The sequence below is a fragment of the Streptomyces dryopteridis genome (assembly GCF_049606955.1).
GTDB lineage: Bacteria > Actinomycetota > Actinomycetes > Streptomycetales > Streptomycetaceae > Streptomyces.
This window is the reverse complement of sequence record NZ_CP187113.1, coordinates 2,999,341-3,020,253: the sequence shown is the minus strand read 5'-3', so window position 1 is coordinate 3,020,253 and position 20,913 is coordinate 2,999,341. Positions and strand designations below refer to the sequence as shown.

Here is a 20,913-nt window from a genome sequence, read left to right as displayed (position 1 = left end):
CCTTGCGTGTTCGGGTGCCGAGCGGTGGCGCGTTGTGGACTGTTCCCAAAACTACGCTGTGGAGGAGCGGCCCGGCAGTCCTTTCGGGTCCCGGATCACTGCACGATCATGTAATCGGGACAGGATTCCCGAGTCGGTGTTCGCCTCAGACAGGACGGTGTTGCCCGTGCGTGCCTCTCTCATCCAAGTCGCGGTCCACGACGAGGAGTCGGTGTCCGCCCGGCGGGCCCGGGTGGCCGATCTGGTGCGCGAGCAGGGCGGGGCGGACCTCGTGGTCCTGCCCGAGCTGTGGCCCGTGGGCGCCTTCGCGTACGAGCTCTTCGAGACCGAGGCCGAGCCCTTGGACGGCCCCACCTTCCGGACCCTGTCGGCGGCGGCCCGCGCGGCCGGGGTCTGGCTGCACGGCGGCAGCATCGCCGAACGGGCCGGTGACGGGCGCCTCTTCAACACCGCCCTCGTCATCTCCCCCGAGGGCGAGTTGGCCGCCACCTACCGGAAGATCCACCGGTTCGGCTTCGACGAGGGTGAGGCCGTCCTGATGGCCCCCGGCGAGACCCTGACCACGGTCACCCTGCCCGAGCAGACCCTCGGCCTGGCCACCTGTTACGACCTGCGCTTCCCCGAGCTGTTCCGGGGGCTGGTGGACGCCGGGGCCACCACCTTCGTGGTGTCGGCGGGGTGGCCGGCCCGCCGCCGCGAGCACTGGACCCTGCTCAACCGGGCCCGCGCGGTGGAGGACCAGGCGTACGTGCTGGCCTGTGCCACGGCCGGCACCCACGCCGGGGTCGAGCAGTCCGGGCACAGCCTGGTGGTGGACCCCTGGGGCGAGGTGCTCGCCGAGGCCGGACCGGGCGAGGAGGTGCTCACGGTGGAGCTCCTCGCGGGCAAGGTGGCCGAGACCCGCAAGGTCTTCCCCGCCCTGCGCGACCGCCGGCTGCGCGGCTGAGCGCCCCGGCCCCGGGCGCCCTCGTTCAGCCGGTCGCGGGCAGCAGCCCGCGCGGCCCCACCTCCACCGGAAGGCTGCGCGGGCCGCGCACGGCTATCCCCTCCGACCAGCGCAGCGGGGTGTCCACGGCCCGCAGGTCCGGCAGCCGGGTCAGCAGGTGGCGCAGTCCGATCACGCCCTCCATCCGGGCCAGCGCGGCGCCCAGGCACACGTGCATCCCGTACCCGAAGGTGACGTGCCGCCGGGGTGCCCGGCGGCGCACGTCGAAGGCGTCGGGGTCCGGGTAGACCTCGGGGTCCCGGTTGGCCGCACCGACCATCCCGAAGACGAGGGAGCCTGCGGGGATCCGGCGGCCGCCGAACTCCAGGTCGGCGGTGGCGGTCCGGCCCACCCAGCCGACCAGGCTGTCGTAGCGCAGGGTCTCCTCGAACGCGGCCGGCAGCAGGGCCGGGTCGGCGCGCAGGGCGTCCGCTTGGTCGGGGTGGGCCAACAGCGCCCGGACGGCGTTGACCAGGGAGTACGCGGTGGTCTCGTGGCCCGCTATGAGGATGAGGGTGCAGCTGGCGATGAGCTCCTCGTCGGTGAGGCGCTCCCCGCCCACCTCGGCGGCGACGAGGTGGCCGAGCAGGTCGTCGGTGGGGCGCCGGCGGCGTTCGGCGATCAGCGCGCCGCACAGCTCCTCGACCTTCGCCAGCGAGGTGATGGCCGCGCGGTGCCGGGCCGCCGGGTCCCCGTCCATCTGGGGGACCGCGAACAGGGCCTCGGACCAGCCCCGGAAGTCGTCGACCAGTTCCTTCGGCACACCGAGGATCCGGCCGATCACCTGGAGCGGCAGCGGCAGGGAGTAGTCCCGGACCAGGTCGAAGGTGCCCTTCTCGGCGGCCCGTTCCAGGAGTTCGTCGGCGGTCCGCTCGACGAAGGGGGCGAGCCCGGCCAGGGTGCGCGGGGAGAAGGTGCGGGTCATGAGGGTGCGCAGCCTGGTGTGTTCGGGCGCGTCGGCGAAGACCATCCAGTCCGACAGGTGTCGGGCGACGCGGCCGGAGTCGGCCCGTAATTCCTCGGGGGTGTCCGTGAACAGGGCCGAGACCCGGTCGGAGGAGACGTCCTTGCTGCGCAGCAGGGCGTCCACGTCCTCGTAGCGGGCCAACAGCCAGGCGTCGAGGGGGGCGAAGTACCGCACCGGTTCCTCGGCGCGCAGCCGGGCGTAGGCGGGGTAGGGGTCACGGAAGAACTCGGGGGTGAGCAGGCCGTAGGGGTTCTCGGCTGAGGCGCCGGGAACGGGGGCGGGATACGCGGACTCGGACACGGTCGGGGCTCCCTTCGCGTGCCGTCGCGGGGTGGGGCGCGGCCCGGGAACACGCGGCGCCGTCGGCACGTGTCACCTCCCGGACCCCGCCGCCCCTCCTCGCGAACGGGCGTTCGTGTCGGGGGGCTTCCCGTGGAATCAGGGCCTCACGCGGTTCCCGCCCTCCGATCCCGGCCCCTTTCCGCCCGTCCGCCCCACCCCGCGACAACCGCCCCGGGCGTCGCGTCCGGAGTGGGGCCCGTGCGTCGGCCGGCACGTGTTTCACGTGAAACAGCGGCCGGCCGACGCGCCGGCGATCAGAGGGGCGCCTCCTCTCGCGGGGCGGTCCGGCCCGCCTCGTCCTCCCGGTCCTCGCGCTCCTTGTCGGCCATCCGGATCGCGCAGACCACCACCGCCAGCAGCAGGGCCGGGTCCGCGTCCTCGCGCAGCACGTCCACCGCGTACGTGTCGCGGACGCGGTACCACTGGCGCGAGACGAGGGCGAGCGGTTCGCCGTCGAGGTCCACCCGGAACTCGCGGTCCGCGATCCGCCCGCTGACGTCCAGTTCCGTGCCGTCCACCAGGGACACCAGCACGTGCCCGCGCAGGAGGGAGAGGCGTTTGCGGCGGATCACGGCGAGCCGGCGGTCCTCCCGCTCCAGGACCATCGTCTCGCGCACGCTGAGCAGCCGGGAGCGCAGTACGAGCAGGATCCGCCCGTCGGGATCCTTGAGCTCCGTGGTGTCGCGCAGGCTGAGCGCCTTGCCGTCGACGAGGTAGGCGTAGCGCCCGTTCTCGTCCTCGATCCGGTAATCCTCGCCGAAGCCGAGCAGTTTGTCCCGTACGAGATATTTCACCCCCCGATGCTTCCCAGCCCCCGACCTGCGAATCCCACCCCTCGGACACCGGCCGGCACCCTGGTCACCATGACTTCTGCCGCACCCGGAGCATCCGACCCCACCTCCTCGCCCACCCCCCGCAAACGCGCCCGCGTCCGGGCTCCCGAGCTCGTCGGGAAGGGCGGCTGGCTCAACACCGGAGGGACCGAGCTCACCCTCTCCGACCTGCGCGGACGCGTGGTGATCCTCGATTTCTGGACCTTCTGCTGTGTGAACTGCCTGCACGTCCTCGACGAGCTGCGGGAACTGGAGGAGAAGCACCGCGACACCGTCGTCGTCATCGGCGTGCACTCGCCCAAGTTCGTGCACGAGGCCGATCACGCGGCCGTGGTGGACGCGGTCGAGCGCTACGGGGTGGCCCACCCGGTGCTCGACGACCCCGAGCTGACCACGTGGAAGCAGTACGCGGTCCGCGCCTGGCCCACCCTGGTCGTGATCGACCCCGAGGGGTACGTGGTGGCCCAGCACGCGGGCGAGGGGCACGCGCACGCCCTGGAGCGCCTGGTGACCGAGTTGGAGGAGGAGCACGCCGCCAAGGGCACCCTCCGGCGCGGGGACGGGCCGTACGTGGCCCCCGAGCCGGTCGCCGGCGACCTGCGGTTCCCGGGCAAGGCCCTGGTGCTGCCCTCGGGCAACCTGCTGGTCTCGGACACCACCCGGCACCGGCTCGTCGAGTTCGCCCCGGACGGGGAGACCGTGGTGCGGCGGATCGGGTCCGGCGAGCGCGGGTTCGGGCCCGACTCCTTCAGCGAGCCGCAGGGCCTGGCCCTGCTCCCGGACGGCTCGGTGATCGTCGCCGACACCGTGAACCACGCGCTGCGCCGCTTCGAGCCCGCGACCGGCGAGGTCACCACCGTGGCCGGCACCGGCCGGCAGTGGTGGCAGGGCTCCGCCACCTCGGGTCCCGCCTTGGAGGTGGATCTGTCCTCGCCCTGGGACGTGGCCTGGTGGCGGGGGCGGGTGTGGATCGCGATGGCGGGCGTCCACCAGCTGTGGACCTACGACCCGGAGACCGCCGCCGTGGCCCTCGCCGCCGGCACCACCAACGAGGGGCTCGTGGACGGGCCGGCCGACCAGGCATGGTTCGCGCAGCCCTCCGGGCTCGCCGCCGACGGCGAGGACCGGCTCTGGCTGGCGGACTCGGAGACCAGCGCGCTGCGCTGGATCGAACCCGACGGGGCGGGCGGCCACACCGTGCGCACGGCCGTCGGAACCGGGCTCTTCGACTTCGGGCACCGGGACGGGGCCGCCGGGCAGGCCCTGTTCCAGCACCCGCTCGGGGTGACGGTCCTGCCGGACCGCTCGGTGGCGGTCTGCGACACCTACAACCACGCCCTGCGCCGCTACGACCCCGCCACCGGGGAGGTCACGACCCTCGCCGGGGACCTGCGGGAGCCGAGCGACGCGGTCCTCGTGGACGGGGAGCTGGTGGTCGTGGAGTCGGCCCGGCACCGGCTGACCCGGCTGCGGCTGCCGGAGGAGGCCGTGGTGGTCCCGGCGGTGGCACACCGCACGCGACGGGCCGCGACCGAGGTCGCGGCCGGATCCCTGCGTCTGGACGTGGTCTTCCGGGCGCCCTCCGGGCAGAAGCTCGACACCCGTTACGGGCCCTCGACCCGGCTGCTGGTCTCCTCGACCCCGCCGGAGCTGCTGGCCGAGGGCTCGGGCGCGGGCACGGACCTGGCCCGCGACCTGGTGTGGGGCGCCGGGGTGACCGAGGGCGTGCTGCACGTCTCGGCGATGGCCGCGTCCTGCGACGAGGACCCGGACAACCCTTACCCGGCGTGCCACGTGCACCAGCAGGACTGGGGGGTGCCGGTGCGGTTGACGGCCGAGGGGGCGGGCCGGCTGGCCCTGGTCCTGGCCGGCATGGAGGAGGACGCCGAGGACGCGGAGCGGGGGTCCGGCCCGGGGGCCTGAGCCCGGGACGGACCGGGGCCCGCGCCGCGCCGCGCGGTGCGGCGCGGGCCCGGAGCGCGGGTCAGCCCTGGAGGAAGGCCACGAGCGCGTTGGCCAGCAGGTACGGGTCCTCGGCGCCGCACAGTTCGCGGGCGCTGTGCATGGAGAGGATCGCGACGCCGATGTCCACGGTGGCGATGCCGTGCCGGGCGGCGGTGATCGGCCCGATGGTGGTGCCGCAGGGCATGGAGTTGTTGGAGACGAAGGTCTGCCAGGGCACCCCGGCCCGCTCGCAGGCGGCGGCGAAGACGGCGCGGCCGGTGCCGTCGGTGGCGTAGCGCTGGTTGACGTTGACCTTGAGGATGGGGCCGCCGTTGGCGCGGGGGTGGTGGGTGGGGTCGTGGCGTTCGCCGTAGTTGGGGTGGACGGCGTGGCCGGTGTCGGAGGAGAGGCAGACGGTGCCGGCCAGGGCGCGGGCCCGGTCCTCGAAACCGCCGCCGCGCGCGGAGACAGAACGTTCCAGCACGGTGCCGAGGAGGGGGCCGTCGGCGCCGGTGTCGGACTGGGAGCCGTTCTCCTCGTGGTCGAAGGCGGCGAGGACCGGGATGTGGTCCAGGGGGGCGCCGGAGTTCGCGACAGCGGCCAGGGCGGCGATGCCGGCGTGCACCGAGAGCAGGTTGTCCATCCGGGGACCGGCGAGGAGCTCGCGGTCGCGGCCGAGGTAGGCGGGCGGTTCCACCGAGTGGACCATGAGGTCCCAGCCGGCGACCGAGCCCGCGGGCAGGCCGGCCTCCTCCTCCAGGAAGGCGATGAGGTCGCCCTCGCGGGCCTCGCCCAGGCCCCAGACGGGCTGCATGTGCCGCTGCTTGTCGAGCTTGAGCCCGTCGGTGTTGACCGAGCGGTCGAGGTGCACGGCGAGCTGCGGGACCCGCAGCAGGGGGCGGTCCACGTTGACGAGGTGCTCGGTGCCGTCGCGCAGGGTGAGGCGGCCGGCCAGGCCGAGGTCGCGGTCCAGCCAGGTGTTGAGCAGGGTGCCGCCGTAGATCTCCACGGCCACCTGCCGCCAGCCCTGGGAGCCGGTGTCGGGCAGCGGCTTGACCCGCAGGTTGGGGGAGTCGGTGTGCGCGCCGATCACCTTGAACGGGGTGTGCGGGGCCGCGCCCTCCGGCACGTACCAGGCGATGACGGCGCCGCCCCGGAGCACGAACCGCCCACCGGTGCCCGCGTCCCAGGCGTCGGTCTCGGAGACCTGCCGGAACCCGACCTTCTCCAGCCGCTCGGCCACGTTGGCCACCGCGTGGTACGGCGTCGGGCTCGCCGCGAGGAAGGTCATCAGGTCGTCCGTGTGGCCGCGGTCGAAGCGGGCGGGAGCACTCATGTAGTTCACCTTAACGACGGTCGTGTGCGTCAGTCCGGACAGCGGCGTTCGGCCGCGAAGCCGCCTTGTGACGGGCCGGCGCGCGTGTGCGCCCTTCCGTCGGGGCTCAGCCCGGAGGTCGCTCGAAGCGGCGCTGCAATTGCCGTCGCTCGCCCCGACGGATGCGGGGGAGCATGTCGGGGACGTCCTCGGGCCGCTGTGCGCGTCTCTTGCGTCCGGCGCAAAAAATACAGTCCTCGCCGGGTGGGGCGGTCGGATCGGTGGGCGCGCCGGGGTGTTCGGGGCAGCCGGAGGCGGTGCGGGCGCGGGAGAGTTCGCGGGCGACGATGAACGCGCGGTGCAGATCGTCGGCGACCCGGGCGAACTCCTGCTCGGGGGAGGCGACGGTGAGGTGGAACCGGCCCTCCTCCAGTCGGGCGAGCTGGGCGCGCAGCCCGTCGAGCGTGTAGGGCGGGGGCGGGACGGGGTAGCCCAGGCGGCGCTCCTCGGCCCGGGTGCGGGTGATCGGCGCGGTGCGACGGCCGGTCTCGCGCAGGTGTCGGCGGCGCCGGTCGTTGCAGATGAGGCAGAGGCCCCAGCCCTCGGGGGGCTCGGGGTCGAGGGCGCCGTCGGGGTGTTCCGCGCAGCCGGTGTGGCTCTTGGCCGGGGCGAGCCCGGCGGCGGCGCGGAAGGTGGTGTACAGCGCGTCGCTGATGGCCTCGTACTCGGCCGGGTGGGCCCCGTCGTAGAGCTCCTTGGCCATGTCCCCCACGACGTTGAGCCCGGCGTGCAGTTCCTTCAGCGCGTAGGGCCTGCCGCTGGGGACGGAGTAGCCCCGGGTCTGGTGGGGGTGCTGCGGCTCCTGTGGACTCATGTCATCGAGCCTGCCACGGACGGCGGACATTCGTGCGGGCGCGGCGCGCCGGCAGGGGGCGGGAGGGCCTGTTTCACGTGAAACAGGTTCGGTGTTTCACGTGAAACAGCTCGGGCCGGACCCCTGTGCGAGGGTCCGGCCCGGCCTCGTACACACACCGCGTACGCAGGGGGCCGGCCGGGCGCGGGAGCTCACAAGGAGCGGCCGCGCCGGCCGGAGGGGACTCGGGAGGGTCAGAAGACCGACTCGTCGAGGTCCATGAGGGTGTTGTCCACGCTCTCGGCCAGCGAGCGCTGGACCGCGAGGCCCGGGAGCACCTGGCTCGCGAAGAACTTCGCCGCGGCGATCTTGCCCTGGTAGAAGGCGCGGTCCTTGGCGGAGGCGGTGGGCAGCTTGGCGGCGGCCACGGCCGCGCCCTTGAGCAGCAGCCAGCCGACGACCACGTCGCCGGAGGCGAGCAGCAGGCGGGTGGTGTTCTGGCCGACCTTGTAGATGTTGCGGACGTCCTCGCCGGTGGCGGTGAGGTCGGTGATCATCCGGCCGACGATCGCCTCCAGGTCCACGGCGGCGGTGGCCAGCGCGGCACGGGCCTCGGCCAGCTCCTCGCCGCCCTCGGCCTCGGCGAGGAACTTCTTGATGGTCTCGGAGAGCAGGTTCAGCGAGGCGCCCTGGTCGCGGACGATCTTGCGGAAGAAGAAGTCCTGGCCCTGGATGGCCGTGGTGCCCTCGTAGAGGGTGTCGATCTTGGCGTCGCGGATGTACTGCTCGATCGGGTACTCCTGCAGGTACCCGGAGCCGCCGAAGGTCTGGAGGGACTGGGCGAGCTGCTCGTAGGAGCGCTCGGAGCCGTAGCCCTTGACGATCGGGAGGAGCAGGTCGTTGAGGCCGACCTGGGCGGAGGCGTCCTCGCCGGCGGCCTGCTTGACGGCGATCTCGTCCTGCACGGCCGCGGTGTAGAGCACCAGGGCGCGCATGCCCTCGGCGTATGCCTTCTGCGTCATGAGGGAGCGGCGCACGTCGGGGTGGTGCGTGATGGTGACCTTGGGCGCGGTCTTGTCCATGAAGTTCGCGAGGTCGGGGCCCTGCACGCGCTCCTTGGCGTACTCCAGCGCGTTGAGGTAGCCGGTGGAGAGGGTGGCGATGGCCTTCGTGCCGACCATCATCCGGGCGAACTCGATGATCATGAACATCTGACGGATGCCGTCGTGCTTGTCGCCGATCAGCCAGCCCTTGGCGGGCTCCTGGTCGCCGAAGGTCATCTCGCAGGTGTTGGACGCCTTGAGGCCCATCTTGTGCTCGACGTTGGTGGCGTACACGCCGTTGCGCTCGCCCAGCTCGCCGGTCTCCCAGTCGAAGTGGAACTTCGGGACCAGGAAGAGGGAGAGGCCCTTGGTGCCCGGGCCGTGGCCCTCGGGGCGGGCGAGGACGTAGTGGAGGATGTTCTCGGACATGTCGTGCTCGCCCGAGGTGATGAACCGCTTGACGCCCTCGATGTGCCAGGAGCCGTCCTCCTGGAGCACGGCCTTGGTGCGGCCGGCGCCCACGTCGGAGCCCGCGTCGGGCTCGGTGAGGACCATGGTGGAGCCCCACTGCTTCTCGACGGCGATCCGCGCGATGTTCTTCTGCGCCTCGTTGCCCTCCTCGAAGAGGATGCCGGCGAAGGCGGGACCGGAGGAGTACATCCACAGGGCCGGGTTGGCGCCGAGGATCAGCTCCGCGTAGGCCCAGATGAGGGAGCGGGGCGCGGTGGTGCCGCCGATCTCCTCGGGCAGGCCCAGGCGCCAGTACTCGGACTCCATGAAGGCTTCGTAGCTCTTCTTGAAGGTCGCGGGGACCGGGGCGGTGTTGGTCGCCGGGTCGAAGACCGGCGGGTTGCGGTCGGCGTCGGCGAAGGACGCGGCCAGTTCGTTCTCCGCCAGCCGGGTGAGCTCGGAGAGCACGTCCTTGGCGGTCTCGGTGTCCATCTCCGCGAACGGGCCGGTGCCGTAGACGTGGTCACGACCGAGCACCTCGAAGAGGTTGAACTCGATGTCGCGAAGATTCGACTTGTAGTGCCCCATGGCGACGGCTCCGTAAAGGCTCGGGAGACAGGGTCCTCGTGCGTACCAATCGGTAACGTCATGATGCTACCCACGGGTAATAAGAATCAACCCTTGATTGACGAGTGTGACCAGCATCAAGCGTGTCCGGATCGCGTGCCCCTCGGGGTGGGCCGCTCGGTACGCTGTGGCCCATGTACGGCTACGACCAGAACGCGGGGCAGCAGTACGCCCCTCCGCAGCAGATGGCCGCCGGCTACGCGGAGCAGCCGCTCTACCCGGAGCCCTCGCCCCCGTCGCTCGGGGACGCCGTGCGCGCCTTCACCACCGGCTCCCTCTCCCCGGAGGACTTCCAGCAGATCTTCGCGAACTCGAAGGTCTACTGCCCGCGCGGGGACACCCCGGGCTTCCTGGCCCTGCACAACACCCAGCAGCCGGTGATCCCGATGTTCAGCACCCTCAAGGAGCTGCGCCGGTACGCGGGCAAGGAGTCCAAGTACTTCACCATCACCGGGGCCGAGGTGATCGACCTGCTCCCGACCGGCTACGGATTCGTCCTCGACATGGAGGGCGACCACCGGATGGTCTTCGACGCCAAGGCCGTGGAGCAGATGGTGGACTACGCCATGCGCCGCATGTACGGCTGACCCACCCCCGTCGGCCGCGACACCGACCCGCAGCACCGCCCGAGCCCTCCGGCCGGGCGGTTTTTCGTGTGCCCGGCGCCCGCCCGGCCGCCCCGAACCGCGTCCCACCAGGGGTTTTCCGGGTCGGGAATGCCGGCCGGGGGGCCCGCGTTGGGGAGGTGTGGCAGAAAGTTCAACTTTCAACTAGACTCGCCGCAGAAGGAGGTCCCGCCATGCCCGCTGTGACCGTTGAGAACCCGTTGACGCTCCCGCGCGTGACCGAGCCGGCCACCGCCGCCGCTCGTCGCGTCCTGGCCGTCACCACCGCCCCGGCCGGATTCGAGGGGGAGGGATTCCCGGTGCGCCGCGCGTTCGCCGGCATCAACTACCAGTACCTCGACCCGTTCATCATGATGGACCAGATGGGCGAGGTGGAGTACGCGCCGGGCGAGCCCAAGGGCACCCCCTGGCACCCGCACCGCGGCTTCGAGACGGTGACCTACCTGATCGACGGCACCTTCGTGCACCAGGACAGCCACGGGGGCGGCGGCGTCATCAACGGCGGCGACACCCAGTGGATGACGGCCGGCTCCGGCCTGCTGCACATCGAGGCCCCGCCGGAGTCCCTGGTGGTCTCGGGCGGCCTGTTCCACGGGCTCCAGCTCTGGGTCAACCTGCCGGCCGCCGACAAGATGATGGCCCCGCGCTACCAGGACATCGGCGGCGGTCAGGTGCAGCTCCTGAGCACCCCCGACGGCGGCGCCCTGCTCCGGGTCATCGCGGGCGAACTCGACGGGCACCAGGGCCCCGGGATCACCCACACCCCGATCACGATGATCCACGCGACCATCACCCCGGGCGCCCGGATCACCCTGCCGTGGCGCGAGGACTTCAACGCCCTCGCCTACGTCATGGCCGGCCGCGGCACCGTCGGCACCGACCGCCGTCCGATCCACACCGGCCAGACGGCGATCTTCGGCGAGGGCGGCTCCATCACCCTCTCCGCCGACACCGCGCAGGACTCCAACGCCCCCGCGCTGGAGGTCGTGCTCCTCGGTGGGCGTCCCATCCGGGAGCCCATGGCCCACTACGGACCGTTCGTCATGAACACCCGCGCCGAACTCCAGCAGGCATTCGACGACTTCCAGGCCGGCCGCCTCGGGGTCATCCCCAACTCCCCCCGGGTCCCGCACACGGACCCGGGCGACACCCTCTGACCCAGGACCCGGACGACCGGACGACCCCCCGACAGCCCGACGGGCGGTGGTGTTTCACGTGAAACACCACCGCCCGTCGGCGCGTCCGCGCCCGGGACCGGGACCGGGACCGGTCAACGCCCCGGCACGACCTCCGGCAGGGCGCCGTCCGACCCGTCCTCGCCCGTCCCGCCCCCGGCCGGGTCCGGCCCCGAGCCGTACCGCGTGCGGAGCTCCGAGAACACCCCGAAGGCCGCCGCCGCCAACGGCACCGCCAGCAGCATCCCGAGGATGCCCGCCACACTCGCCCCGGCCGTGATCGCCAACATCACCACGGCCGGGTGCATCTGCACCGTGCGGCTCTGGATCATCGGCTGGAGCACGTGCCCCTCCAGCACCTGCACGGCGAGCACCACCCCCAACGCCCACAGCCCGATCAGCCACCCCCGGTCGGCGAAGGCCACCAACACCGCCACCGCACCCGAGATGAACGCGCCCAGGTACGGGATGTACGCGCCGACGAAGACCAGCGCGCCCAGCCCCACCGCCCCCGGCACGTCCAGGATCAGCAGGCCCACCGCGATGCAGATCGCGTCGATGAGCGCGATGAACGTCGTGCCCCGCATGAAGCCCTCGACGGCCTCGAAGGCCCGCCGGGCCATGGCCTCGACCAGATCCGCGCCCGCCCGCGGGGCCAGCCCCCGCAGCCCGTCCATCGCCCGGTGCGAATCGCGCAGGAAGAAGAAGATCAGCAGCAACGCGAGCACCGCCGTGGCCAGCATCGAACCCACCGCGCTCAGCCCCGTGAGCACCCCGGTCGCCGCGGTCCCGCCGAATTTGCCCAGCAGTTCCTTGGCGTTGCCCGCCAGGTCCTGGAGGGAGGTGCCAGCCGCCCCGAAGTGCTCGGTGAGATCGGCCCCGGCCTGCCGCAGCGAGGCGATGATCTGGTCCCCGGTGTCCACCAGCGCCGCGACCACCACGTACCCGGCCCCGCCCACCACCGCGACCACGGCCAGACAGGTGACGCCGGCCGCCAGCGAGCGGTTCACCCGCAGCGCCACCAGGCGCCGGTACACCGGCCCCAGCAGGGCCGTGCCCAACAGGGCCAGCAGCACGGGGGTCACGGCGGTCCGGAACACCGTGCACAACCACACCAACACCGCCACCACCCCGGTGACGACGAGGAAGACGACACACCAGGCGGCCAAGCGCCGCACGGGCTCGGGAAGCAGAGAGCTGATCACCCCGTCAGGCTAGGGGGTGTTCCGCCTCCGGTCCCGTTCCCCCCGCACCGGCCGGCCGCTCCCGCAGCTCGAACCAGGTGGACTTGCCCTCGCCGCGCGGATCCACCCCCCAGGCGTCGGCCAGCAGCTCCAGCAGCAGCACCCCGCGCCCGCTGGAGGCCATCTCCCCGGGCCTTCGCTTGTGCGGCGGCTCGTCGCTGCCGTCGGCCACGTCCACCCGCAGCCGCCGGGACCCCGGTTCGCCCACCGCCTCGGCCACCAACACCGCGTCCCCGTCGGTGTGCACCAACACGTTGGTCACCACCTCGGAGACCATCAGCACCACCGAGTCCAACTGCTCCTCGTCGGCCCAGTCGTGCAACAGCTCCCGGACCTGCCTGCGGGCTCCGGAGATCCGCTCGGGCTCGTCCTGCCCGACCGTCAGCACGGTGCGGCGCACCGGCCCCGCCGGATGCTCCGCCGGGCTCCCGCACCCGCACTCGGGCCCCTCCCGACACAGCAGCACCACCGCGATGTCGTCCTCGCGCCGGTCCGCGAGCGGCCCCGTCGTGTGGTGGGATGAGGGGCCGTGCACGGCCGACACCAGCCGGTCGGCCAGGGCCTCCAGGCTCTCCCCCGGCTTCCCGTGTCCCTCCAGTAGGGCCCGCAGCCGCACCCACCCGGTGTCCAGGTCGTGCCCGCCGGTCTCGATCAGCCCGTCCGTGCACAGCATCATCGTCTCGCCGCGCTCCAGCGCGAACCGCGTCGTCGGATAGTCCGTGTCCGGCACGATGCCCAGCGGCAACCCGCCCTCCACGGGCCGGGTCAGCACCGTCCCGTCGGCCATCCGGACCACCGGCTCCGGATGCCCGGCCCGCGCCGCCTCCAGCCGCCCCGTCACCGGATCGCACTCCACGTACAGGCAGGTCGCGAAGCGCGCGCCGGCCGACTCCGGGTCGTCGACCCCCGCCACCGCGTCGTCCGCGCCCGCGTGCAGACCGGCCAGGAAGCGGGAGGCCCGGGAGAGCACCGCGTCCGGCCGGTGCCCCTCCGAGGCATAGGCGCGCACCGCGATCCGCAGCTGCCCCATCAGGCCCGCGGCCCGCACGTCATGGCCCTGCACGTCCCCGATGACCAGCGCGAACCGGCCCGAGGGCAAGGGGATGATGTCGTACCAGTCCCCGCCCACCTCCAGCCCGCCGCCGGTGGGCACGTACCGCGCGGCCACCGTCATCCCCGGGATCTCGGGGCCCAGGGTCGGCATCATCGAGCGTTGCAGCCCGTCGGTCAGCTCCCGCTCCGACTCCGCCGCCCCCGCCCGTTGCAGGGCCTGCGCCAGCATCCGGGCCACCGTGGTCAACACCGACCGCTCGTCGGGGGTGAAGCCCACCGGGTACGTGAACGCCGCCATCCACGCCCCCATCGTCCGTCCCGCCACCACCAGCGGCAGGAAGGCCCAGGAGACCCGCCCGAAGTGCCGGGCCAACGGCCAGGTGGCGGGGAACCGGCGCTTGTACTCCTCCGGCGACGGCAGGTAGATGGCCCGCCCGGTGCGCACCACCTCGGCCGCCGGGTAGTTCGTGTCCAGGCGCATGTCGGTGAAGGGCCCCTCGGCGCCCGGCCCGTGCCCGTGGTGCCCGATGATCGACAGCCGGTCGCCCTCCACCCCGAACACGGCCAGCCCGTCCGGGATGAACCCGGGCATCGACAGCGAGGCCGCGACCCGCAGCACCTCGGCCGTGGACCGGGCCTCCGCCAGGGCCCGCCCGGCGTCCAGCAGGAACGCCTCGCGGGAACGCCGCCAGTCGCCCGTGATCGGCGTGTGCGCGGCCGTGGTGCCGGGCTGCGGCTCGGCGATCTCCTGGATGGTGCCGACCAGCTCGAAATCGGAGCCGCCGGCCGCGTCCACGTGGAGCAGCGGTTTGGACCGGCTGCGCACGGTGCGCAGCACCCGCCCGTCCTCGTCCATGATCCGCAGTCGGGCCTCGGCGAGGGTGCCCTCGGCCAGCGCCAGGGCGATGATCCCGTTGATCTCGTTCCAGTCCACCGGGTGGAACCGGGACCGGACGGCGGCTTCGGAGAGCGCCGTCGGCTCCGTGGGCAGCCCGAGCAGCCGGGCGGCCTCGGCGTCGAGCTCGACCGTCCCGGAGGCGTTGTCCCAGCGCCACAGGCCGGTCGCGATCGCGGCCAGGACATCCTCGGTGCGCACGACGCCATCTTGACAGGTGGGGCCCCCGGGCGCCCTGGTCAGGTCCGCCGTCGGAGCGGGACCCCGGGCCGGGCCCGGAGCCCGGCCCGAAGGCCCGTGACGGGGCGCGGGGCGGGCGGCGGGCGGGCCCGCGCGGGAGCGGGCGGTAACCTGGGAGGGCTCGAACCCACACCCGCCAAGAACAACGACTGGATGAATGATGCATCGGTACCGGTCCCACTCCTGCGGCGAGCTCCGCGCCTCCGACGTCGGCATCGACGTCCGGCTGAGCGGCTGGCTGCACAATCGGCGCGACCTGGGCGGCATCCTCTTCATCGATCTGCGCGACCACTACGGCATCACGCAGCTCGTCGCCCGTCCCGGCACCGCGGCGAACGAGGCCCTGAGCCACGTCACCAAGGAGACGGTCGTCCGGATCGACGGCAAGGTCGTCTCGCGCGGCGCGGACAACGTGAACCCCGAGCTGCCCACCGGTGAGATCGAGATCGAGGTCTCCGAGGTCGAGGTGCTGGGCGCGGCCGCCCCGCTGCCGTTCACCATCAACACCGACGACGGCGTGAACGAGGAGCGGCGTCTGGAGTACCGCTTCCTCGACCTGCGCCGCGAGCGCATGCACCGCAACATCATGCTGCGTTCCGCCGTGATCGCCTCCATCCGTTCCAAGATGGTCGCGCTCGGCTTCAACGAGATGGCCACCCCGATCCTCACCGCGACCTCCCCCGAGGGCGCCCGTGACTTCGTGGTCCCGTCCCGCCTGAACCCCGGCAAGTTCTACGCGCTGCCGCAGGCCCCGCAGCAGTTCAAGCAGCTGCTGATGATCTCGGGCTTCGACCGCTACTTCCAGATCGCGCCCTGCTTCCGCGACGAGGACGCCCGCGCCGACCGTTCGCCGGGCGAGTTCTACCAGCTCGACGTGGAGATGTCCTTCGTCGAGCAGGAGGACGTGTTCCAGCCGATCGAGAAGCTGATGACCGAGCTCTTCACCGAGTTCGGCAACGGCCGTGAGGTCACCTCGCCCTTCCCGCGGATCCCGTTCCGCGAGTCGATGCTGAAGTACGGCAACGACAAGCCCGACCTGCGCGCCAAGCTGGAACTCGTCGACATCACCGACGTGTTCGCCGACTCCGAGTTCAAGGCGTTCGCGGGCAAGCACGTGCGTGCCCTGCCGGTGCCGGACACCGCCGGCCAGCCCCGCAAGTTCTTCGACGGCCTGGGCGACTTCGCGGTCTCCCTGGGCGCCAAGGGCCTGGCCTGGGTCCGCGTGGGCGAGGACGGCGCGCTGACCGGCCCGATCGCCAAGTTCCTCACCGAGGAGAACGTCAAGGTCCTCACCGACCGTCTGGGCCTGGCCGCCGGGCACGCCGTGTTCTTCGGCGCGGGCGAGTTCGACGAGGTCTCCAAGATCATGGGCCCGGTCCGGGTCGAGGCCGCCAAGCGCGCGGGCCAGTTCGAGGAGAACGTCTTCCGGTTCTGCTGGATCGTCGACTTCCCGATGTACGAGAAGGACGAGGAGACCGGGAAGATCGACTTCTCCCACAACCCGTTCTCCATGCCGCAGGGCGGCATGAAGGACCTGGAGGAGAAGGACCCGCTCGACATCCTGGCCTGGCAGTACGACATCGTCTGCAACGGCATCGAGCTGTCCTCCGGCGCCATCCGCAACCACGAGCCCGAGGTCATGCTCAAGGCGTTCGAGATCGCCGGCTACGAGGCGGAGACCGTGGAGCGCGAGTTCGCGGGCATGCTGCGGGCCTTCCGCCTCGGCGCCCCGCCGCACGGTGGCATCGCCCCGGGCGTGGACCGCATCGTGATGCTGCTGGCCGACGAGCCGAACATCCGCGAGACCATCGCCTTCCCGCTGAACGGCAACGCCCAGGACCTCATGATGGGCGCGCCGACGGTGCTGGAGGAGGCCCGCCTGCGCGAGCTGAACATCGCGCTGCGCAAGCCGGTGGAGTCCAAGCCGGCCGAGTGACACCCGCGTGTACGCGCACGGCGCCCCGGATCCGTCCGGGGCGCCGTTCGTGTTTCACGTGAAACACCGCGGCCCCCGCACCGGCCCGATGGGGGCGGTGCCGGGGCCGTGTGGTGCGGGCCTGGCGGGGGCCTGTGGCGGGGCCGCCGGGTCAGAGGCCCTGGACGAGCCCCTTGGCGAGGGCCGCCGAGGACAGCTCGGCCGGGTTGGGGCCGGCGGGGAAGAAGCCGGTGTGCGGCAGGTCCAGACGGCGCACGAACTCGAATGCCTTGGCATCGTCGTCACCGAAGGCCACGAACTGCCAGAACACCTCGGGGTGGCGCTCACCGGCGTCCACCAGGGCCTGTCGGGCGGGCTGCCGGTTGTCGGGGGCGCCGTCGGTCTGGAACACGACCAGGGCGGTGCGGCCCTCGGCCGCGTGGTGCTTCTCGTGGTGCTCCAACACCTGCTCCACGGCGCGGTGGTACGAGGTGCGGCCCATCCGGCCGAGGCCGGCGTGGGTGTTCTCGACCCAGTCGACGGTGTAGCCGTCGAGGGCGAGGTCGGCGGTGCCGTCCACGTCGGTGGAGAAGAAGACGGTGTGCACGGTCGCGGCCTCGTCCACGTGCGCGGCGAGGGCGAGGGTGTGCTCGGCCAGGCGGCGGACGGAGCCGTCCTTGTAGAAGGGGCGCATCGAACCGCTGCGGTCCAGGACGAGGTACACGGCGGTTCGGGTGCCGGCCTGGCCGGCGCGGCGCAGGGCCTGCCCGACCGTCTTGTACGCCTCCGCCACCTCGGGCGACCGACGCCGGACGCGCGCGAGCGGCACGGCGGGCCCGCCCCGACCGGCCACGGGGGTCTCGGCGACCGGCTCCTCGGCGGGGGCGGGTTCGACGGCGGGGGCGGCGACCTGCGGGACCGGCGTGACGACGGCCTCGACCTCCGCGCGCTGCTCCGGGTCCGCCTCGGCGACCGGTTCGACGACGGGCGCGGCCTCGCGCACGGCAGTGTCCGCGAGGGGCTCCGGGGCCGGCTCGGGGGTCGCGTCCGCATCGATGGGCGCCTCGACGACCACCTCCGGCGCAGGCTCGGAGGCGACCTCGGCGAGCGGCGCGAGCCCCGGCTCGGACTCGGTTGCACCAGCCACCTCGGCCAGCGCCGCGGACGCGGGCTCGGCCTCAGGGGTGACCTCGGCGAGCGGCGCGGGCGCGGGGTCCGGGGTGGGCCCGGTGAGCGGTTCCGCCTCGGGCGCGGGCTCGGGGGCGCGAGTGGCCTCGGCGAGCGGCTCGGGCGCAGGGCCCGGGGTGGGCTCGGTGAGCGGTTCCGCCTCGGGCGCGGGCTCAGCGGAGCGAGTGGCCTCGGTGAACGGCTCGGGGGCGGGCTCGGGGGCGCCAGTGGCCTCGGCGAGCGGCGCGGGCTCGGGGTTCGGGGTGGGGTCCGCGAGGGGTTCCGGCTTCGGCTCGGGGGCGGCCGTGGCTTCCGTGAGCGGGGCCGGCGCGGGGGCGGCTTCTGCCGTGGGCTCGGCGAGCGGCTGCGGTTCGGGGGCGGGGGTGGGCTCCCGCTCCGGCTCCGGTTGGGGTTCGGGGCGGGACGGGGATTCGGAGCGGGCCTCGGGGACGCCTCCGGTCGGGGCCGGCGGGGTCGGGGCGGCCGGCGGCGGGGTGGTGAGCGGGCCGCGGTCGCGCGGCGCGGCCTGCGGGGGCACCGTCGGGTTGTCGAAGGCCGCCGCGACCAGTTCGGCCGCCGCGTCCATGGGGCCCCGGTCGGCCTGCGCCGGCACGGCGGGCTGCGCGGGCGCGGCCGTCTCCGTGGCCACGGAGGCGCCGGAGGTCCCGTGCGCGGCCTTGGCACCGGCGCCGGCCGGGACGGCGGCGGCCTGCGCGGCCTCCCCCGTGACCTCCCCCGCGGTCTCGGCCCCGGTGTCCGGGGTCGCGTCGGCGCCCTCGGTCTCCGGAATCGCCTCGGTCCGGTCCCGGCCGAACACCTTGCGGAACAAGTTCCGAATGCCCATGGGCGCGCCCTTTCGCGTGCGTCGCGTGCGTCGTTTGTCCGTCCTGCGCGGAATATCCCTGCCCAGAGTGGACACGTAAGGTTATCGATCCCGGGGCCCCAGCGGGCGCAGGGGAGCCCCCGCCGTGGCCCGGCTCTATTGCACAAGCACCGCGCGGGTGAACTCCCGCCCCGACGCGACCGATTCACCCGGTGTTCATTCGGATGCCGTCACGACGGCGCACCGCCCTCTTAGCGTCACAGCCGGGTCGACGCCGACACCCTGTCGGCACCCCAGCACTTCCCGCTTCCGGAGGACACCCGTGCGCAAGCTCCTGCCGCTCCTCGGCAACCCGCATGGGGGCGGCCGTTCCGCCCTCACCTGCCGCTACCGCTGTGGCGACGCCTGCTTCCACGAGGTGCCCAACACCAGCGACAACGAATACGTCGGCGACGTCATAGCCGGTGCCCTCTCGCGGCGTTCGATGATGCGGGCGGCCGCCGTGGTGACGGTGGCCTCGGCCGCCGCCGGCTCGGTGGTGCTCGGCGGGGGCGGCACGGAGGCGGTCGCGAGCGGCGCCGACAAGGCGACCTCCGGCAGCGGCGGGGACGGCGCGCGGGGCCTGCGGTTCGCGCCGGTGGCGCCGAACACCGACGACAAGGTGACCGTGCCCAAGGGGTACGAGCAGAACGTCGTGATCCGTTGGGGCGAGCCGATCCTGCGCGGCGCGCCCGCGTTCAACGCCGACAAGCAGACCGCCGCCGCCCAGGCCGGTCAGTTCGGCTACAACAACGACTTCCTGAGCCTGCTGCCCTACGGCGACCGCTACGAGCGTCGCCAGCTGCTCGTGGCCAACCACGAGTACACCGACGAGAACCTGATGTTCAAGGGCTACGACCCGGCGAACCCGACCAAGGAGCAGGTCGAGATCGCGTGGGCCGCGCACGGCCTGTCCGTGGTCGTGGTCCAGGAGGACCACCGTTCTGGCAAGTTGACCGCCGTGACCCGGCACGAGCTGAACCGTCGCCTCACCGCGACCAGCGAGTTCCGGCTGACCGGTCCGGCCGCGGGTTCGGAGCTGCTGAAGACCTCCGCCGACCGCACCGGAACCAAGGTGCTCGGCACCCTGAACAACTGCGCCGGCGGCACCACCCCGTGGGGCACGACCCTGCACGGCGAGGAGAACTTCAACCAGTACTTCGCCAACGCCGGTCAGGTCACCGACGCGACGCAGGCGGCCCGCCTCAAGCGCTACGGCGTGACCACGGGCGCCACCGAGCGCAAGTGGGAGCGGTTCGACAAGCGCTTCGACGCCGTGCAGGAGCCCAACGAGTCGCACCGCTTCGGCTGGGTCGTCGAACTCGACCCGTACGACCCGCGGTCCACCCCGCGCAAGCGCACCGCGCTCGGCCGGTTCAAGCACGAGGCCGCGCAGCCCCGGCTGACCGAGGACGGCCGCCCGGTGATCTACATGGGCGACGACGAGCGCTTTGACTACTTCTACAAGTTCGTCTCCTCGAAGCGGATGAAGAAGGGCGACAGCCGCGCCGCCCGCGAGCACAACCTGACCCTGCTCGACGAGGGCACCCTGTACGTGGCCAAGCTGACCGGCGACTCCCCCGTCGACCAGATCGACGGCACCGGCAAGTACCCCACCGACGGCGAGTTCGACGGTTCCGGCGTGTGGATCCCGCTGGCCACCGGCACCACCTCGCACGTGCCCGGCATGTCCGCCGAGGAGGTGTACGTCTTCACCCGGCTCGCGGCCGACAAGGTGGGCGCCACCAAGATGGACCGCCCGGAGGACGTGGAGCCCTCGCCGCGCACCGGCCGGGTGTACGTGGCCCTCACCAACAACACCGACCGCGGCAAGGCCGGCAAGGCCGGTGCCGACGAGGCCAACCCGCGCAACCTCAACAAGCACGGGCAGATCCTCGAACTGGCCGAGAACTTCGACGACCCGGCGGGCGACGGCTTCGCCTGGCGGCTGTTCCTCGTGGCCGGTGACCCCAAGGACCCCTCGACCTACTTCGCCGGGTTCCCGAAGGAGAAGGTCAGCCCGATCTCCTGCCCCGACAACGTGGCCTTCGACCCGCACGGCAACCTGTGGATCTCCACGGACGGCAACCAGCTCGGTTCCCACGACGGCCTGTTCGGCGTGGCCACGGCCGGTGAGCGGCGCGGGGAGCTGAAGCAGTTCCTCACCGTCCCGCGCGGGGCCGAGACCTGCGGTCCGCTGATCCAGGACAAGCGCGTGCTGGTCGCCGTGCAGCACCCGGGCGAGATCGACGGGGCGAGCGTGGAGAAGCCGCAGTCCACCTGGCCCGACGGGCCCGGCAAGATCGTCCGCCCGTCCGTGGTGTCGGTGTGGCGCAAGGACGGCGGCAACATCGGCGTCTGACGCCGACGGCAGGAT

The 20,913-nt window shown here is 72.7% G+C and carries 14 protein-coding genes; 6 read left to right on the top strand and 8 right to left on the bottom strand.

Features of this window, described 5'->3' with window-relative positions; translation table 11 throughout:
- The first annotated feature begins 166 nt into the window (after positions 1-166).
- Positions 167-946 carry a carbon-nitrogen family hydrolase gene (locus ACN20G_RS12850; protein WP_424212887.1) on the top strand — a complete coding sequence of 260 codons (780 nt, stop codon included), beginning with the start codon at positions 167-169 and terminating at the stop codon, positions 944-946.
- A gap of 25 nt (positions 947-971) precedes the next feature.
- On the opposite strand, the gene ACN20G_RS12845 is transcribed toward ACN20G_RS12850, so the two are convergent.
- Positions 972-2,252 carry a cytochrome P450 gene (locus ACN20G_RS12845; RefSeq protein WP_424212886.1) on the bottom strand — a complete coding sequence of 427 codons (1,281 nt, stop codon included), beginning with the start codon at positions 2,250-2,252 and terminating at the stop codon, positions 972-974.
- A gap of 296 nt (positions 2,253-2,548) precedes the next feature.
- Positions 2,549-3,088 carry an LURP-one-related/scramblase family protein gene (locus ACN20G_RS12840; RefSeq protein WP_424212885.1) on the bottom strand — a complete coding sequence of 180 codons (540 nt, stop codon included), beginning with the start codon at positions 3,086-3,088 and terminating at the stop codon, positions 2,549-2,551.
- A 69-nt stretch (positions 3,089-3,157) separates the two neighbouring features.
- Between ACN20G_RS12840 and ACN20G_RS12835 the strand changes: the two genes are divergently transcribed.
- On the top strand, positions 3,158-5,050 hold the full coding sequence (locus tag ACN20G_RS12835) for an NHL domain-containing thioredoxin family protein (RefSeq protein ID WP_424212884.1): 1,893 nt from the start codon (positions 3,158-3,160) through the stop codon (positions 5,048-5,050).
- A gap of 61 nt (positions 5,051-5,111) precedes the next feature.
- Here ACN20G_RS12835 and ACN20G_RS12830 read toward each other — a convergent pair whose 3' ends face one another.
- The 3 genes from ACN20G_RS12830 to ACN20G_RS12820 form a co-directional block, all read right to left on the bottom strand.
- Positions 5,112-6,407, bottom strand: coding sequence for a M18 family aminopeptidase (locus tag ACN20G_RS12830; RefSeq protein WP_424212883.1), 1,296 nt, complete (start codon positions 6,405-6,407; stop codon positions 5,112-5,114).
- A gap of 106 nt (positions 6,408-6,513) precedes the next feature.
- Entirely contained in the window at positions 6,514-7,260 is a 747-nt protein-coding gene (locus ACN20G_RS12825; protein WP_424212882.1) for a hypothetical protein, read from the bottom strand.
- Positions 7,261-7,493: 233 nt separating this feature from the next.
- On the bottom strand, positions 7,494-9,320 hold the full coding sequence (locus ACN20G_RS12820) for an acyl-CoA dehydrogenase (protein ID WP_424212881.1): 1,827 nt from the start codon (positions 9,318-9,320) through the stop codon (positions 7,494-7,496).
- A gap of 173 nt (positions 9,321-9,493) precedes the next feature.
- Between ACN20G_RS12820 and ACN20G_RS12815 the strand changes: the two genes are divergently transcribed.
- Both ACN20G_RS12815 and ACN20G_RS12810 read left to right on the top strand, forming a co-directional pair.
- Positions 9,494-9,946: an SseB family protein gene (locus tag ACN20G_RS12815; RefSeq protein ID WP_424212880.1), complete on the top strand. Its 453-nt coding sequence runs from the start codon at positions 9,494-9,496 to the stop codon at positions 9,944-9,946.
- 212 nt (positions 9,947-10,158) lie between these two features.
- Positions 10,159-11,142, top strand: a complete 984-nt coding sequence (locus tag ACN20G_RS12810) for a pirin family protein (protein WP_424212879.1) — start codon at positions 10,159-10,161, stop codon at positions 11,140-11,142.
- Between the two features lie 113 nt (positions 11,143-11,255).
- Here ACN20G_RS12810 and ACN20G_RS12805 read toward each other — a convergent pair whose 3' ends face one another.
- Together ACN20G_RS12805 and ACN20G_RS12800 are read right to left on the bottom strand one after the other, a co-directional pair.
- Positions 11,256-12,365, bottom strand: a complete 1,110-nt coding sequence (locus ACN20G_RS12805) for an AI-2E family transporter (protein WP_424212878.1) — start codon at positions 12,363-12,365, stop codon at positions 11,256-11,258.
- Positions 12,366-12,369: 4 nt separating this feature from the next.
- Positions 12,370-14,553 carry an ATP-binding SpoIIE family protein phosphatase gene (locus ACN20G_RS12800; protein WP_424212877.1) on the bottom strand — a complete coding sequence of 728 codons (2,184 nt, stop codon included), beginning with the start codon at positions 14,551-14,553 and terminating at the stop codon, positions 12,370-12,372.
- Between the two features lie 199 nt (positions 14,554-14,752).
- On the opposite strand from ACN20G_RS12800, the gene aspS reads away from it, so the two are divergent.
- Positions 14,753-16,528, top strand: coding sequence for an aspartate--tRNA ligase (aspS, locus tag ACN20G_RS12795; protein WP_424215493.1), 1,776 nt, complete (start codon positions 14,753-14,755; stop codon positions 16,526-16,528).
- 151 nt (positions 16,529-16,679) lie between these two features.
- On the opposite strand, the gene ACN20G_RS12790 is transcribed toward aspS, so the two are convergent.
- On the bottom strand, positions 16,680-18,518 hold the full coding sequence (locus ACN20G_RS12790) for a VWA domain-containing protein (protein WP_424212876.1): 1,839 nt from the start codon (positions 18,516-18,518) through the stop codon (positions 16,680-16,682).
- A gap of 301 nt (positions 18,519-18,819) precedes the next feature.
- Here ACN20G_RS12790 and ACN20G_RS12785 point away from each other — a divergent pair, with 301 nt between their 5' ends.
- Positions 18,820-20,898, top strand: a complete 2,079-nt coding sequence (locus ACN20G_RS12785; protein WP_424212875.1) for a PhoX family protein — start codon at positions 18,820-18,822, stop codon at positions 20,896-20,898.
- Positions 20,899-20,913 lie beyond the last annotated feature (15 nt).